At 42.8% G+C, this 16932-nt stretch carries 16 protein-coding genes and 1 tRNA gene; 13 read left to right on the top strand and 4 right to left on the bottom strand.

What is annotated here, in order from left to right; translation table 11 throughout:
* Positions 1 to 7: 7 nt before the first annotated feature.
* The 5 genes from WKU26_RS00705 (at position 8) to WKU26_RS00685 (ending at position 3484) form a co-directional block, all read left to right on the top strand.
* Positions 8 to 1303 (top strand): L-cysteine desulfidase family protein, encoded by a 1296-nt coding sequence (locus WKU26_RS00705; RefSeq protein ID WP_178266929.1) that lies wholly within the window; start codon positions 8 to 10, stop codon positions 1301 to 1303.
* A 93-nt stretch (positions 1304 to 1396) separates the two neighbouring features.
* Positions 1397 to 2047: an RNA-binding domain-containing protein gene (locus WKU26_RS00700; protein WP_340320516.1), complete on the top strand. Its 651-nt coding sequence runs from the start codon at positions 1397 to 1399 to the stop codon at positions 2045 to 2047.
* Between the two features lie 47 nt (positions 2048 to 2094).
* Positions 2095 to 2724, top strand: a complete 630-nt coding sequence (locus WKU26_RS00695) for a hypothetical protein (protein ID WP_178266931.1) — start codon at positions 2095 to 2097, stop codon at positions 2722 to 2724.
* A 21-nt stretch (positions 2725 to 2745) separates the two neighbouring features.
* The gene (locus tag WKU26_RS00690; RefSeq protein WP_340320515.1) at positions 2746 to 3339 is read left to right on the top strand and encodes a uracil-DNA glycosylase family protein; all 594 of its coding nucleotides are present in this window, start codon (positions 2746 to 2748) and stop codon (positions 3337 to 3339) included.
* 72 nt (positions 3340 to 3411) lie between these two features.
* Positions 3412 to 3484, top strand: a tRNA-Trp gene (locus WKU26_RS00685).
* A gap of 83 nt (positions 3485 to 3567) precedes the next feature.
* Here WKU26_RS00685 and WKU26_RS00680 read toward each other — a convergent pair.
* Both WKU26_RS00680 and WKU26_RS00675 read right to left on the bottom strand, forming a co-directional pair.
* Entirely contained in the window at positions 3568 to 4113 is a 546-nt protein-coding gene (locus WKU26_RS00680; protein ID WP_340320514.1) for a 7-carboxy-7-deazaguanine synthase QueE, read from the bottom strand.
* The gene (locus WKU26_RS00675) at positions 4100 to 4432 is read right to left on the bottom strand and encodes a 6-pyruvoyl trahydropterin synthase family protein (protein WP_340320513.1); all 333 of its coding nucleotides are present in this window, start codon (positions 4430 to 4432) and stop codon (positions 4100 to 4102) included. The genes WKU26_RS00680 and WKU26_RS00675 overlap by 14 nt, the downstream gene beginning before the upstream one ends.
* 211 nt (positions 4433 to 4643) lie before the next feature.
* On the opposite strand from WKU26_RS00675, the gene WKU26_RS00670 reads away from it, so the two are divergent.
* The 3 genes from WKU26_RS00670 (at position 4644) to rny (ending at position 6922) form a co-directional block, all read left to right on the top strand.
* On the top strand, positions 4644 to 4937 hold the full coding sequence (locus WKU26_RS00670; RefSeq protein ID WP_178266948.1) for a hypothetical protein: 294 nt from the start codon (positions 4644 to 4646) through the stop codon (positions 4935 to 4937).
* Positions 4938 to 4958: 21 nt separating this feature from the next.
* A complete protein-coding gene (locus WKU26_RS00665; RefSeq protein WP_269877047.1) occupies positions 4959 to 5264 on the top strand; it encodes a cell division protein ZapA in 306 nt (101 codons plus the stop codon).
* A gap of 122 nt (positions 5265 to 5386) precedes the next feature.
* Entirely contained in the window at positions 5387 to 6922 is a 1536-nt protein-coding gene (rny, locus tag WKU26_RS00660) for a ribonuclease Y (protein ID WP_178266935.1), read from the top strand.
* A gap of 702 nt (positions 6923 to 7624) precedes the next feature.
* Here the strand turns inward: rny and WKU26_RS00655 are convergent.
* Entirely contained in the window at positions 7625 to 8470 is an 846-nt protein-coding gene (locus WKU26_RS00655; protein ID WP_269876920.1) for a patatin-like phospholipase family protein, read from the bottom strand.
* A gap of 136 nt (positions 8471 to 8606) precedes the next feature.
* On the opposite strand from WKU26_RS00655, the gene WKU26_RS00650 reads away from it, so the two are divergent.
* From WKU26_RS00650 to WKU26_RS00635, 4 genes are all read left to right on the top strand, one after another.
* On the top strand, positions 8607 to 9998 hold the full coding sequence (locus WKU26_RS00650; RefSeq protein WP_340320512.1) for an aminopeptidase P family protein: 1392 nt from the start codon (positions 8607 to 8609) through the stop codon (positions 9996 to 9998).
* A 40-nt stretch (positions 9999 to 10038) separates the two neighbouring features.
* A complete protein-coding gene (locus WKU26_RS00645; RefSeq protein WP_340320511.1) occupies positions 10039 to 11232 on the top strand; it encodes a C1 family peptidase in 1194 nt (397 codons plus the stop codon).
* A 355-nt stretch (positions 11233 to 11587) separates the two neighbouring features.
* Complete coding sequence (recJ, locus tag WKU26_RS00640) at positions 11588 to 13318, top strand: single-stranded-DNA-specific exonuclease RecJ (protein WP_340320510.1); 1731 nt, start codon at positions 11588 to 11590, stop codon at positions 13316 to 13318.
* Between the two features lie 27 nt (positions 13319 to 13345).
* Positions 13346 to 15247: a RecQ family ATP-dependent DNA helicase gene (locus WKU26_RS00635; protein WP_340320509.1), complete on the top strand. Its 1902-nt coding sequence runs from the start codon at positions 13346 to 13348 to the stop codon at positions 15245 to 15247.
* Positions 15248 to 15252: 5 nt separating this feature from the next.
* On the opposite strand, the gene WKU26_RS00630 is transcribed toward WKU26_RS00635, so the two are convergent.
* Positions 15253 to 16161 (bottom strand): DMT family transporter, encoded by a 909-nt coding sequence (locus tag WKU26_RS00630; protein WP_269876915.1) that lies wholly within the window; start codon positions 16159 to 16161, stop codon positions 15253 to 15255.
* A 143-nt stretch (positions 16162 to 16304) separates the two neighbouring features.
* Here WKU26_RS00630 and WKU26_RS00625 point away from each other — a divergent pair, with 143 nt between their 5' ends.
* Complete coding sequence (locus tag WKU26_RS00625) at positions 16305 to 16868, top strand: Crp/Fnr family transcriptional regulator (protein ID WP_340320508.1); 564 nt, start codon at positions 16305 to 16307, stop codon at positions 16866 to 16868.
* Positions 16869 to 16932 lie beyond the last annotated feature (64 nt).

The raw sequence follows: 16932 nt of genomic DNA, 5'->3' as shown, positions 1-16932 counted from the left end.
AATATCCATGATTGCTAAATCTGAAAGAGAGCAAATCATTGCCCTGATAAAACAGGAAGTAGTTCCGGCAATAGGCTGTACTGAACCTATTGCCGTAGCTCTTTGTGTAGCCAAAGCGACAGAGCTTTTAGGTCAACGCCCCGAAAAAATCAAAGTTCTTCTCAGTGCCAATATTCTGAAAAATGCAATGGGGGTAGGTATTCCCGGAACAGGAATGATTGGACTTCCTATTGCTGTAGCCCTTGGTGCACTGATAGGAAAATCGGAATATCAATTGGAAGTTCTGAAAGACAGCACTCCGGAAGCCGTAGCCGAAGGCAAAAAAATGATTGATTCACAATGTATCGACATTGCACTAAAAGAAAATATCGAAGAAAAGCTGTATATTGAGATTATCTGCGAACATGGCAATGACAAAGCTACTGCCATCATCAGTGGAGGACATACTCACTTTGTATACGAAAGCATCAATGATAAAGTTCTGCTGGATAAACGTACCCAGTCTACACAAGAAGCAGATGCTACAAATGTAGAATTATCATTGAAAAAAGTCTACGACTTTGCAACCACTGCCCCGCTTGAAGAAATTGAATTCATTCTGGAAGCTAAGCGTCTCAACAAAAACGCAGCAGAACGTTCGTTCCAGGGAAACTTCGGACATGCACTGGGAAAGACCTTACAAAGCAGCAAAAGCGAACAGAGTGTAATGGGAAGCAATATTTTCACTCATATTCTTTCCTACACATCGGCAGCTTGTGATGCCCGTATGGCAGGAGCTATGATTCCGGTGATGAGCAATTCTGGAAGTGGTAACCAAGGTATCGCAGCCACTCTTCCGGTTGTTGTATATGCAGAAGAAAACCATATGTCCGAAGAACAGTTAATCCGGGCTTTGATACTCAGTCACCTGACAGCTATCTATATCAAACAGAATTTAGGACGCCTTTCAGCTCTCTGCGGATGTGTAGTAGCAGCCACAGGAAGTAGCTGTGGTATTACCTACCTGATGGGAGGAAGTTATCAACAAGTTGCTTTTGCCGTACAAAATATGATTGCCAACCTAACCGGTATGATTTGCGACGGTGCAAAACCAAGTTGTGCGTTAAAGCTGACCAGTGGCGTATCTACCGCTGTATTGTCTGCTATTTTAGCCATGGAAGGCAAATGCGTGACCTCTGTAGAAGGTATCATCGAAGATGATGTAGACCGAAGCATCCGCAACTTGACCAAGATCGGCTCGGAAGGTATGAACGAAACAGACAGACTGGTTCTTGATATCATGACCCATAAGCATTGCGATTAAATTGCATTTTTCATCATACTAACGACTGTTTTTCGTAAAAGAACTGAAAAGTAAAAGCGAAGAACAGTCGTTTTTTTTATCTTTGCCCTCCGTATGAAAACGAGGACGGAAACAGAATATATACAACAGCTGATAAGTGAAGGAGAACATATTCAGCAGGACTTTAAGTTCGCCATTTCTGATGCAAGGAAAATAGCCCGAAGCATTTCGGCTTTTGCCAATACACAAGGAGGAAGACTACTCATCGGAGTTAAAGACAACGGAAAGATTGCAGGCGTACGCTCGGAAGAAGAAATATATATGATTGAAGCAGCCGCCCATATGTATTGCCGCCCACAGGTTGAATTAGAAAACTATATATATAAGGTAGAGGGGAAAAATGTACTTGAAGTACGTATTGCCGAAAATCCCTGCAAACCAATCTGTGCTTTGGACGAGCAAAATAAGGCATGGGCTTATGTCCGTATCAAAGATGAAAACATATTGGCCAATCCTGTACATTTAAATATATGGAAACAAAACCGGCAGAAAGAATCGGTTGTCATAGCCTATACCGAACGCGAACAGCATCTGCTCAACATATTGAAACAGCACGGTGCTCTTACTTTAAACCAATGCAGCAGATTATCTCAAATCAATCGGAAACAGACGAGTGAACTGCTCGCCGATTTTATCCGCTTTGGTTTGGTAGAACAAGATTTTAAAGAACACACTTTTTATTTCAAACTGACAGAAAACGAGTGACATTTTTTATTACCTTTGCCCCATAAAACCTAAATTAACAATCATATATGAGCATATTTTCAAAAATATTCGGCAAAAAACAAGCAGAAGAAGCAGAAGGAACTGTACGTGTAGGAGGTATGGAAGACTTCATGACACTGATTCGTGTATATTATCAGGCAGTAATGGCTGCACAGTTGGGAATCAGCAACATCAATTTCTTACCCGACATGGCTGTATTCAAACGTACTCTTAAAATCCCTACTCAAAACAACAAGTTGGGACTGGCAGAAAAAGCACGTTGCAAGAAAATGCTGACAGACATATACGGACTCAACGACAGTTTTTTCAAAGAAATAGACAATTCCATCAAGAAGAACTGCAAGAATGTAAACGACATCAAGACTTATCTGTTCATGTTCCAGGGCTTCAGCCAGGACTTGATGATGTTGATTGGCAATTTGATGCAATGGAAATTCCGTATGCCGGGTGTTTTCAAGAAAATGTTGCGTAACATGACCGAGAAAACCGTACACGACATTCTGACCAAGATGACTTGGAAAGACGACAGCGTACACAAAACCTGTATCACAATCCGTCAGTATCAGCATAGTCTGGGATACAGCGAAAGCTGGATTACCGAATATGTGTACAACATTGTGCTTCTTGCTAAAAAAGAGCCAAAGCCTAAAGCATAACCCAATAATAACGCAAATACAATGATAGAAGAAACTGTGCCTGTCATAGAGACACATCCTCTCGAACCTTTTCTACCGGGTAATGCGGTATTGCTGATGCTGGGAAGTTTCCCTCCGCAGCAGAAAAGATGGAGTATGGATTTCTTCTATCCTAATTTGCAAAATGATATGTGGCGCATCGTCGGACTGATATTCTTCGGCGATAAAGAATACTTCCTGAAACCAGACAAGAAAGCATTCGACAAAGAACGGATTATAGATTTCCTGAAACAAAAAGGTATTGCTTTATACGATACAGCAACCTCCGTCCGACGTTTGCAAGACAATGCTTCGGACAAGTTTCTTGAAGTAGTAGAACCTACAGACATCAGGCTTTTATTAAAACAGCTGCCACAATGCCGGGCGGTCGTTACTACGGGACAGAAAGCCACCGATACATTCCGGCAACAAATGCATGCAACAGAACCAGCTGTAGGATCAAAAAGCCCGTTTGAGTTCGAAGACCGGCAATTATTCCTTTACCGAATGCCTTCTTCAAGTCGTGCCTATCCGTTGAAGTTAGAAAAAAAAGCAGAAATTTATCGGCTCATGTTCAGCGAATTAGGATTGCTATAGCGAAACAGAGAATAAAATAATAGAAAAAGGTATTGCATATATTGAAATTTGTACTACCTTTGCAACCGCAATACGGGAATAGCTCAGTTGGTAGAGCATCGGTCTCCAAAACCGAGTGTCGGGAGTTCGAGCCTCTCTTCCCGTGCAAAACGAAAAAGCTGCAACTCTGAGAGTTGCAGCTTTTTTATTTTAAGAGCCGGACAAAATCCGGACTCTTTTCCTTTATCTTTAAGGAATATTTATCAGTTTATGCGTTTGCAGACTAAGTCTCCATTGAGGATGTTGCAAGATATACCCGACTACCTCTTCTGTATTCCTGCAAGAACAAGGCTGCAAGAAAAAATGAGTAGCAGGTAACTGCAGATACGAAGATACATCCTGTCCCAAATAAACCACTTTCACCTCATCCATACGCTTCACTTTCAAGACAGTCCCCTGTTTGGGAGAACAAGTCACCCAGTCAATCTGTTCAGGAAGTACACATGTACCGTTTGTTTCAATACATATATATTTACCCGCTTTGTGCAAAGCCTCAATCAATGCATCATCCACCCAAAGTCCGGGTTCTCCACCAGTCAGAATCACCATACGGGAAGGATAACGAAGCACCTCTTCCACAATCTCCTCATCGGTCATGCTTTTCCCCTCTTCATGCCGCGTATCACAAAAGTCACACTTCAAATTACAACCGGAAAAACGGACAAATACAGCAGGAGTACCTGCATGAAAACCTTCTCCCTGCAGGCTGTAAAAAATCTCGTTAATCTTTTTCATAGATAACAGTATTACCTTCCGACTCTTGCACTTCTACCTTGAAACAACAAGGTATCTGATTACAAATCCAACAAGCAATATTTTCGGCAGTCGGATTAGCAGGTATCACATCATTCAGATTACGGTGATCCAGCTTCCCCATCACTACTTCCTTAATGTGGGTAAAATCTACCACCATTCCATCTTCATTCAACACTTCCGAACGGCAATACACCGTAACAATCCAATTGTGACCATGCAAGTTCTCGCACTTGCTTTGATACGAAAGTTTCAGACTGTGCGAAGCCGAAACCTCCATTCTTTTTACCACAGTAAACATATTATACTCTGAATTAATATTTAATAAATTTACATTTACACCTAATGTCACCTCGGTGTCCGGCAAAGGTAAAAATAATTTCAAAAAACAAGAAAAAACAAACAAATCCATTTATCGCTCCGGATATTTCAGACATTTTTCCGAAAATATCCCCCAAATATTTTTGAGTTTATTTCCAATCCACTATATTTGTATAGAGTTTTGGTATAAAATGACGGAAGAAGACAAAAAGCTATTAAGTACTTTCGAAGGGAAATTGAGGCATTTCATGTATTTATACAAAGAATTAAAGAAAGAAAATGCCACCCTTAAACAACTTCTTTCTGAAAAAGAAGAAGAAATAGCCCGTATGGCTGATAGCCAAAAAGAATTAGAAGCCAGATATACCAACCTGAAAATGGCCCGGATGATCAGTATTAATGACAATGAACTCAGAGATACCAAACAAAGATTATCCAAGCTGGTGCGTGAAGTCGACAAGTGTATCGCTTTGCTGAATGAATAAAAACCGGTAAACCGAATCATGATGGACGACAAAATGAAAATACATCTGCTGATTGACAACGAACGATACCCGTTGAACATACGCCGGGAAGACGAACAACTGTATCGTGACGCTGCCAAACAGATTGACTATAAACTAAACAAATATCGGAATGCTTTCAGAGACTTCGGTCCCACAAAGCATTGGGCTATGGTAGCTTTGGAACTGGCTTTTGAGAATATGTATCTGAAAGACAGAAATGATACACAGCCTTATATGGAAAAAATAAAAGAACTGGAAGAAGAAGTGGACCAATGTCTGAACTTAAAAGACACGCCACAGCCATAGCTAATAAGGTTTATAGTACGGAACGTATAAAAGAGATTATCCACGCACAACTGGAGACGACGGAAGAAAGATCCGAGTCGAAAGTCGTGCGTTTTTTGTTTATATTTTAATTTAAAATTATAATGTTATCATTAGCAATATTGACGGTAGTAGCCTTTCTGGTAGGAGGGGCACTTTCATACGGCTTTTTCAAGTACGGCTTGAAAACACGGTATGAGAAAATTATAAAAGAGGCTGAAACAGAGGCCGAAGTTATCAAGAAAAACAAATTGCTGGAGGTAAAGGAGAAATTCCTGAACAAGAAAGCAGATTTGGAAAAGGAAGTTGCCATCCGCAATCAGAAGATACAGCAGGCCGAAAACAAACTGAAACAGCGCGAAATGGTGCTGAATCAGAAAAACGAAGAGTTGCAGCGTAAACGCAATGAAAACGAAGCCATTAAGGAAAACCTCGATGCGCAACTCGTTATCATCGAAAAGAAAAAGGAAGAACTCGATCATCTGCAATCACAAGAACGTGAAAAACTGGAAGCATTGTCTGGCCTTTCTGCAGAAGAAGCAAAGGAACGCCTGATAGAATCACTCAAGGAAGAAGCCAAGACACAGGCTCAGTCTTACATCAACGATATCATGGACGATGCAAAGCTGACTGCCAACCGCGAAGCAAAACGTATTGTGATTCAGTCTATCCAGCGTGTAGCCACTGAAACAGCTATTGAAAACTCAGTAACTGTATTCCATATCGAATCAGACGAAATCAAAGGACGTATCATCGGTCGTGAAGGACGTAATATCCGCGCACTTGAAGCTGCTACAGGAGTGGAAATCGTAGTAGACGATACTCCGGAAGCAATTGTACTTTCTGCATTCGACCCTGTACGCCGAGAAATTGCCCGTCTGGCTTTGCACCAGTTGGTAACCGACGGACGTATTCATCCGGCTCGTATCGAAGAAGTAGTTGCCAAGGTACGTAAACAGGTAGAAGATGAAATCATCGAAACCGGTAAACGTACTACCATCGACTTGGGTATCCACGGTTTGCATCCTGAACTGATTCGTATCATCGGTAAGATGAAATACCGTTCTTCATACGGACAGAATCTGTTGCAGCACGCTCGTGAAACAGCCAATCTTTGTGCAGTAATGGCATCCGAACTGGGCTTGAACCCGAAAAAGGCAAAACGTGCCGGATTGTTACACGATATCGGTAAAGTACCCGATGAAGAACCGGAATTGCCACACGCATTGCTGGGTATGAAACTGGCAGAAAAATACAAGGAAAAACCGGATATCTGCAACGCCATCGGTGCACACCACGACGAAGTGGAAATGACCAGCTTGCTTGCTCCTATCGTACAGGTTTGTGATGCCATCTCTGGCGCTCGTCCGGGAGCACGCCGGGAAATTGTAGAAGCTTACATCAAGCGTTTGAACGATCTGGAACAACTGGCAATGTCTTATCCGGGTGTAACCAAGACATACGCTATTCAGGCCGGTCGTGAATTGCGCGTAATTGTAGGTGCCGACAAGATTGACGACAAACAGACTGAAAGTCTGTCTACTGAAATCGCAAAGAAGATTCAGGACGAAATGACTTACCCGGGACAGGTAAAGATTACTGTTATCCGCGAAACACGTGCAGTAAGCTTTGCAAAATAGGTAGAGTACAGATATATTTCAAATCTGCAAGCCTCATCCATCAGGATGACTTGCAGATTTTTTTTGCACTTCATCTCTTGCCTCTCTTTCTGCTGACAAAATGTAAATTTCTCCCATCTTTATTTCTCCCCTATCTGCCTTCTGACAAAACGTCAAATCAACCTCTTCTATATTGCGTTATTTGCATCTGTATGCAGACGTTGTTCCAAAATCACTTATTTTCTGCCATCAGAAAAATTCAGAAAGAAAGCCAAAGTACAAAACAAGAACCACAATAGCTTATATTATTTCAGAACACTCTACACAAAGTTTATTTTCCATTGAGTTACATTCCGATTTATCAAAATCAGATTCACAGTAAAAACGCCTGCAAAAAAGAAGAAAATCAAGGAAACAGAAAGAGAAAATACGCCATTAATCGCATCAGCTTACGCGACAAGTCACGTAAACCAACGTGATTAGTCACGAAAGCCCACATTACAAGTCACATTTCTTCTCGTAACAGGTTCTATTTTCCCTCTATATAAATTGAAAAAACCTGCCATACAGCAGGTTTTAAAGGTATTTTTCAACTAAAAAGCTCTGTTTTACAAAGCGTGAACAAGGATTTTGCTTCAAATACGCGTTAGCGGAAATCCATTTTTTCCTTGTTTAAGTCAGAAGAATGTAATTATTCCTTTCATTTTGAAAAGTCATCAATTTCTATTCAAAAGACGAAAAAACCTTCTCGGCACAAGCATATCCTTCTTCGTAAAGTGCTGTAAGCTTTTTGATATCCCGTTCAATACGATTGACCACCACAGGACGTTCCGGACGAATTACTACGATACGTCCTTCGTCTTCCATACGCTCCACCATTTCCAACTGTTGATTATACGCCTTGCATCGGTTACTCAGCACCACACGCAAACGGGGATACCGCTTGTAGACAAAACGGGGAACACGGATGTCTTTTTCATCTTTCCGATAACCCCGGTTACGGGTAAGTACCACTACATTCCGCTCATATCCCTGTGATATGGCCCGCTCTACCGGAATAGAATCTACAATACCACCGTCCAGCATCGGCCTTCCGTCGACATAAGTAATCGGACAGACATAGGGCAGACTACTGGAAGCCTTAGCAATAGCCAGCAAACGGATTTTATCTTTTTTCTCTTCCAGATAGCAGGCTCTACCCGTCACACAATTGGTGGTGACCATTTCAAAACGGGCAGGATTGTTCCGATAGGCCTCATAATCGTAGGGTAAAATTTCTTCCGGAAACAGTTCGTACAACAATTTCTGGTCAAGAATGCTATGCTGATACCACAAATGCTTCAACCCGATGTAATGATACTTGTCCAGCAGTTCGATATTGCTGTATCGTGCCCTTCCACGCTGATGCGACATGTACGACAAACCGTTGCAGGCACCGGCAGACACCCCTACTCCATACGGAAACTCTATTCCCTTATCCATGAAATAGTCGAGTACACCACAAGTAAACACACCTCGCATACCTCCTCCTTCGAGTACTAAGCCCATATTCTGTACATCTATTGCCATATTGACCTCCGCTTTCAAAATAATAAGACTCCAATTGCAAAGATATGTTTTTTAAAATAAGGCATAGAACAATATTCAATTTAATTTGCTACTTTTGCAACAATTAAAACAAATATTGAACTTAATACTTATCAATATGTTCGATTCATCTGTGTATAAACAACGTCGTCAGGCTTTAAGAGAAAAGGTCGGTCATGGGCTTATCCTTATCTTGGGTAACAACGAAGCTCCGGCCAATTATCCTGACAATACTTATAAATTCCGCCAAGACAGTTCGTTTCTTTATTTCTTCGGCCATTCTCATCCGGGCTATGCGGGTGTAATGGACATTGAAGCCGGAGAAGACTACTTCTTCGGAAATGATGTAACGATGGACGATATCATCTGGATGGGACCTCAGCCCAGTGTGAAAGATCTGGCTGCACAGGTTGGTGTAGAAAAGAGCTTCCCGTTCGACAAGCTCAAGGAGTTTGTCGGAAAGGCCATCTCACAGCGCCGCCCTATCCACTTCCTTCCTCCTTATCGCTACGACAACATGTTACTGCTGGAAGATCTGACAGGTATACGCGCTTCAATGACTAAGCAGCATGCTTCCGTAGAACTCATCAAAGCGGTGGTTGCACTGCGTTCTGTTAAAGAGGCTTGCGAAATAGCAGAAATCGACAAGGCCTGCAACATTGGCTATGAAATGCATACAGCTGCCATGCGTCTCTGTAAGCCGGGTGTTTCCGAACAATATATCGCAGGTATCCTGGACGGTATTGCTTCTTCGTATGGCAACATGGTTTCGTTTGCTACTATCCTTACACAAAACGGACAGACGCTTCACAACCACGACCACAGCCATCTGCTGGAAGCTGGCAGACTGATGCTGACAGATGCCGGTGCGGAAAGTGTAACCAACTACTGCTCCGACCATACACGTACCATCCCGGTAGGAGGAAAGTTTACTTCCAGACAGCGTGACGTATACAGCATCGTGCTGGACTGCCACGACAAGGCTCTGGAACTGGCGCGTCCGGGAGTAACCTACAAATCGGTTCACCTCGAGGTATGTAAAGTGTTGGCACAAGGGCTGAAAGATCTGGGACTCATGAAAGGGGATGTAAACGAAGCGGTAGCAGCTGGAGCACATGCTTTGTTCATGCCGCACGGACTGGGACACATGATGGGTATCGACGTACACGATATGGAAGACTTGGGTCAGTGCTATGTGGGTTATGACGACGAGATACGTCCTTCAGACCAGTTCGGTCTGGCTTCTCTGCGTATGGGCCGCCGTCTGCAGGAAGGTTTTGTCATTACCGACGAACCCGGATGTTATTTCATCCCTGCCCTGATAGACAAATGGAAAGCTGAAAACATGCACAAAGACTTCCTCAACTACGAGGCAATAGAGAAGTTCAAAGACTTTGGAGGCATCCGTCTGGAAGACGACATCCTGATTGTACCGGGAGGTTCACGCTTTACGGGAGAAAAGCGTATTCCTATTACTATCAGCGAGGTAGAACAAATCATGAACGAATAATCAAAAATAATTCAATAACCATTTAATAACTTAGAAAACAATGAACAAACTTGTTGCTCTTTTAGCTTTGGGTGTTTGCTTCAGCAATGTTTCTGCAAAAAGCCCGAAAAAGAACAAAACAGAAGAAGGTTTCGTATTCACAACGGTAAAAGAAAATCCTATCACCTCTATTAAAGACCAGAATCAGTCAAGTACTTGCTGGTCGTTCTCTTCAATTGGTTTCTTCGAAGCTGAATTGCTTCGTCTGGGCAAGGGAGAATTCGACTTGTCTGAAATGTTCGTGGTACACAAAACCATGGAAGACCGTGCTGTAAACTACGTACGTTACCACGGAGATGCTTCATTCTCTCCAGGCGGTAGCTTCGAAGATATCGTAACCTGCTATGAAAAATACGGTATGGTTCCACAGGAAGCAATGCCGGGTATCATGTATGGCGATTCTCTGCCTGTACACAACGAACTGGATGCCGTAGCTGCAGGATATGTAAATGCAATTGCTAAAGGCAAGTTGAAAAAACTGACTTCTGTATGGAAAAATGGTTTGTCAGCTATCTACGATACATACTTGGGAGTATGCCCGAAAGAATTTACTTACAAAGGCAAGACTTATACTCCGAGAACTTTTGCCGATGAAGTATTGGGATTGAACATGGACGACTATATCTCTTTGACTTCATTTACTCACCATCCGTTCTATACTCAGTTCAATATCGAAGTGCAAGACAACTGGCGTAACGCTATGTCTTACAACCTTCCTATCGATGAACTGATGGCTGTAATGGACAATGCAATCAACAACGGTTACACATTTGCATGGGGTTCGGATGTGAGCGAACAAGGATTTACACGCGATGGTATCGCAGTATGCCCGGATGCTGAAAAGGGAGCTGAACTGACCGGTTCGGATATGGCTCGTTGGTTAGGATTGAGCCAGCAGGACAAGCGCAAGGAACTTACCGCTAAACCGTTGCCGGAAATCACCGTAACTCAGGAAATGCGTCAGGAAGGTTTCGACAACTGGGAAACTACAGACGACCACGGTATGGTAATCTACGGTATTGCAAAAGACCAGAACGGAAAAGAATACTTCATGGTAAAGAACTCATGGGGTGAAGAAGGAAAATACAAAGGTATCTGGTATGCTTCAAAAGCATTCGTAGCTTATAAAACAATCAATATCCTTGTACACAAGGATGCTATCCCTGCTGAAATCGCAAAAAAATTGGGTTTGTAAGACTTATTAAATAGACTGATTTTAAATAAATAAACGGTTGGTTCCGCAATTATTTGACGGAATCAACCGTTTTTTCTTTCTTTTTTTCTAACTTTACAAGTTGAATAAGTGTGCGGATTGTTCTCTTTTGTACAACAGACAAAAGAAAAGCCAACGGTAAAATTGCTTTTACTGTACCTTACTTACCGACACAACAAAGCATGTAAGCAAGAACAAGACTACGCTATCTAAAGTTTCTTCAATCCACACGAAGAAGACCCAACAAAGATAACGTCAACCTTTCGGATATCTTCTTGTCCTAATGGCACAACAGTCTGCAACACTCAACATAAGAAAAAAAGAAAAAATAGATATAATGAATTACAAATGGAACTATCAACCTCCTACACCGGAACAAAGGGAAGCGGCAAGGGCTTTGGCTAAGGAAATAGGAATCAGTCCTATATTATGCCGAATGCTGCAGGAAAGAGGGATAACTTCTGCCGCAGAAGCCAAGCGTTTCTTCCGCCCGCAGCTTAGCGAACTGCACGATCCTTTCCTGATGAAGGATATGGATATAGCTGTAGATCGTCTGAACAAAGCGATGGGACGCAAAGAACGTATCCTTGTGTACGGAGACTACGATGTAGACGGTACAACTGCCGTTGCATTGGTCTATAAGTTTCTTCAGCAATTCTACTCGAATATCGACTACTACATCCCCGACCGATACAACGAAGGATATGGGGTTTCGAGAAAAGGAGTAGACTATGCTTACGAAACTGGTGTCACGCTGATTATCGTATTGGACTGCGGCATAAAAGCCGTAGAAGAGATTTCGTATGCCAAAGAAAAAGGTATCGATTTCATCATCTGCGACCATCATGTACCCGATGAAGTACTTCCTCCTGCCGTGGCTATTCTTAATCCGAAACGGGAAGATTCTACTTATCCGTATGACCATCTATCTGGATGTGGCGTAGGATTCAAATTCATGCAGGCTTTTACAATCAACAATGGCATCGAATTTCACCAGCTGACTCCGCTGCTGGATTTGGTTGCAGTAAGTATTGCATCCGATATTGTACCGATTATGGGAGAGAACCGTATTCTGGCTTATCATGGATTGCGCCAACTCAACTCCAATCCCAGCGTAGGACTGAAGTCTATCATCGATGTATGCGGACTGTCTGAACGGGAAATCAATATGAGTGACATCGTGTTTAAAATCGGACCGCGAATCAATGCTTCCGGACGTATTCAAAACGGAAAAGAGGCTGTGGATCTTCTTATCGAAAAGGATTATCAGGCAGCAAAAGAAAAGAGTAACCTGATAAACCAATACAATGAAACCCGAAAAGACCTCGACAAGAATATGACCGAAGAGGCCAATAAGATTGTAGACAATCTGGAGCATCTGGACGAACGCCGCTCTATTGTAATCTATAATGAAGACTGGCACAAGGGAGTAATTGGTATTGTGGCTTCACGACTCACGGAAATATATTATCGGCCGGCTGTAGTACTCACGCGCACCGACAACCTGGCAACTGGTTCGGCACGCTCCGTATCGGGATTCGATGTATACAAGGCCATTGAATATTGCCGCGATCTCTTGGAGAATTTTGGAGGACATACGTATGCAGCAGGACTTTCTATGAAAACAGAAAACGTAGAAGAGTTCTCACGCAGATTCGAAGAATATGTCACTCAAAATATTCTTCCGGAACAGACCAGTGCTACCATTCAGATTGATGCTCATCTCGACTTCAGGGATATTACACCTAAATTCTTCTTCGACTTGAAGAAGTTCAATCCTTTCGGACCGGACAATCATAAGCCGATATTCGCTACCCTCAATGTATACGATTATGGTACAAGCAAGGTAGTAGGAAGAGATCAGGAACATATCAAACTGGAACTGGTGGACAATAAATCGAACAATGTAATGAACGGTATTGCTTTCGGGCAAAGCTCGCAAGCCCGTTACATCAAAACCAAGCAGTCGTTCAACATCTGTTACACCATCGAAGAAAATACACACCGGAGAGGAGAAATCCAACTTCAGATAGAAGACATAAAACCAAGCAGAAACAAAGCCTTATAACAGGCTACGGAGAAAGACAAGACACAGATGGACTACAAAAGCATTTTGAAACAATACTGGGGATACGATGACTTCCGCGGAATACAGGAAGACATCATCACCAGTATCGGCCAACAGCGGGATACGCTGGGGCTGATGCCGACCGGAGGAGGTAAGTCCATCACGTTTCAAGTGCCGGCTCTTGCTCAAGAAGGGCTTTGCCTGGTCATCACGCCACTTATCGCATTGATGAAAGACCAGGTACGCAACCTGCGCGACCGGGGTATCAAGGCTATAGCTGTCTACTCGGGTATGACAAGAGAAGAAATTGTAGTCGCGCTTGAAAACTGTATCTTTGGCAACTATAAGTTTCTCTATATCTCTCCGGAACGACTGGATACAGAAATATTCCAGCAAAAGCTCCGCAGCATGAAGGTAAGCATGATTACGGTAGACGAATCGCACTGTATCTCTCAATGGGGATACGATTTTCGCCCTGCTTACCTCAAAATATCCGAAATACGAAAGCTGTTGCCCGGTGTTCCGGTACTGGCTCTGACAGCAACTGCTACCCCTGAAGTCGTAAAAGACATTCAGGCACGTCTTGCCTTTAAGGAAGAGAATGTATTCCGCATGAGTTTCGAGCGGAAGAATCTGGCTTACATTGTACGGAACACAGAAAACAAAGCAGAAGAACTGCTCCACATTCTGAATCATGTACCGGGTTCGGCTATTGTCTACACACGAAACAGAAAAAAGACAAAGGAAATCTGCCAGTTTCTCAACCAACAGGGAATCACTGCCACATTTTACCATGCCGGACTTCAGAACGACATCAAAGACCAGCGGCAAAAGAGTTGGCTGACAGGAGAACATCGCGTGATGGTAGCTACCAACGCCTTCGGTATGGGCATAGACAAGCCGGATGTCCGACTGGTAGTACATGCCGACTTCCCGGATTCTCCCGAGGCGTATTTTCAGGAAGCAGGACGTGCCGGACGAGACGGAAACAAAGCATATGCCGTATTGCTCTATGCACAAAGCGACAAAGCCATTCTTCGCAAACGCATCTCCGATACTTTTCCTGAAAAAGAATACATACGCAAAGTATACGAAGATATCAACTTCTATTACCAGATGGCTCTTGGTGACGGATTGGGATGTACCTATGCATTCAATATAGATGAATTCTGTCACAACTTCAAGCACTTCCCCATTCAGGTAGACAGTGCCTTGAAGATACTGACCCGTGCCGGATACCTGGAGTATACCGACGAACAGGACAATGCTTCCCGCATCATCTTCACCCTCCGGAGAGACGACTTATACCGTTTGCAGGAATACAATGCCGACACAGAAAAGCTGATTCATACCATTCTCCGTTCGTATACAGGTATATTCAGCGACTATGCTTATATCAGCGAAGATACATTGGCACTGCGAACCGGTTTGTCAAGACAACAAATCTACGAGACATTGGTCTTGCTCACCAGACAGCATATTCTGCATTACATTCCGGGAAAGAAAACCCCTTACATTATCTATACCTGCGAACGCCGCGATACTTCGCGTATTCATCTCAGTAAAGAAGTATACGAAGACCGCAAAGAAAGTTTCGAACGGCGCATACAAGCTATGCTGGAATATGCAGATGCCAAGGAACAATGCAGAAGCCGTATGCTGCTCCGGTATTTCGGAGAAAAGAATGAACACAATTGCGGACAATGTGATGTATGCCTGAAGAAACATCAAAGCGGATTGAAGCAGGGAGAATTCGACGACATTGCCGAAGCGATAAACGCCGAACTGAAAGCACATCCCTTGTCAGCTCATGAACTGATGGGAAAATTGGCTTACGATAAAGAAAAGGCTTCTTGCGTACTCCGGTATCTGATGGCAGAAGAAATCATTCAGGAAAGCGACGGAAAGCTCATCTTCACCAAGTCATAATCTCCTTAATGTTTCCACTTCACGAACAGAGAAAAGAAAGGTTTGCTTTTCGACTGAAGAAAAACACCAGCAGAGTGCAGAAGCACTGAAAACAAAATCAGTCCCAAACCTACATAAAAACTGGCATTCAGTTCTTTGGCCTCGTGAAAAAGAAACATCGCTGCTATAATACTATAAATAGGCTCCAGATTGTAAGTCAGATTAAAAGTAAAGGCAGATATTTTCTTCAACACCTGAATCTGTAAAATGTAAAGCAATACGGTGCAGACCGAAGCAAACAGAAGCAAGTAAACCAAATCGGTCAGTGAGGGAAGTATCGACGCAACGGGAAAGAAAGACAGATAAAGCGGAAGCAGACAGGATAACCCTAAAAAGCCTCCTCCCATCTCATACATCAGCATAGTGCTCGAAGTATATCCCACAGATACTTTCTTATTGCAGATAGTGAAAAGGGAAGCCAGTGCCGACGAAAGGATTCCCATACCTATTCCCAGACGGTAACGGGTATCAAAATGGAAAATAAGAATAATTCCCAGCACTCCTATCAGACTGCATGCTATCTCTCCCAGCGATATACGATGACGGTTGATAAGCGGTTCGAACAAAGCTGTAAAAAAACTCATCAAAGACAAACAAACCACTCCGATGGATACATTCGAAGCCTTGATACTTCCATAGAAAAACAGCCAGTGAATGGCAAGCAACATTCCTACAGAACCTATTTTACACACATCACGGAAAGATACTCTCTTCAACTTGCCCAACATCCACAGCAAAAGAAAAAACATCACGGTAGCAAACAGCATCCGATACCACACCAACAATCCCTCATTCAAGGATATTAAACGCCCAAAGATACCGGTAGCTCCTGCAATCAAGACCGACACATGAAGTTTGATAAATGCCTCTTTCATTCTTTAGTTTCTTTTTACGAGGGTGCAAAGATACAATTTATTTACACGCACCTCTTCAATATCCCGCTTCATATTCTATATTCCTTCCGGCTTTGGAGAGTATAATATTTTACATACTTTTGTCGGCATAAAGCAGAAAACAAATGAAAAACATACTCTATAAAATACAGTCGTTATACCCTCTCTCAGATGCTACTATTGAAGAGCTGAAGGCTTATGTTACCCCATGCCGGTTTCCTAAAAGATATCAGATGATTAAAGCCGATATGTTCTGCAAATATGCCTATTTCATAGAAAAAGGAATGACACGTTCTTTCTGGCTGGTAGACGGAGAAGAAATTACAACCTCCTTTGCCTGGGAAGGAAGCATTGTATTCAGTATGGACGAACTGTACTATCAGAAGAAAAGCGAGGAATATGTAGAAGCACTGGAAGAAGTGGAAGCCTATCGCATTTCTCTGACCGACCTGCGCCGTCTGTTCGAAACCAATCTTGAATTATGCAACTGGGGCAGAATCATCCATCAGAACGAATACCGCCGTCTGCACCGCAGCCACAAGGAACGGCTTACGCTGCCGGCTAAAGAGCGGTATGAAGAGTTCAAGAAACAGTTTCCTGAAGTATGTCAACGAGTCAACTTAGGATTCATCGCCTCCTACCTTGGTATTACACTGCCTACACTCAGCCGAATCAGAAGCGAAGAGTAACAATATGAAACAAACTATGCCCACAAAAGATGAAATTCATTTATAAAGTCCCAAATATTACACA

The sequence above is a fragment of the Phocaeicola sp. HCN-40430 genome (genome assembly GCF_037890285.1).
In the GTDB taxonomy this organism is placed as follows: Bacteria; Bacteroidota; Bacteroidia; order Bacteroidales; family Bacteroidaceae; genus Phocaeicola; species Phocaeicola acetigenes.
The sequence above is the reverse complement of the archived record's forward strand: the minus strand, read 5'-3'. Positions and strand labels throughout refer to the sequence as shown.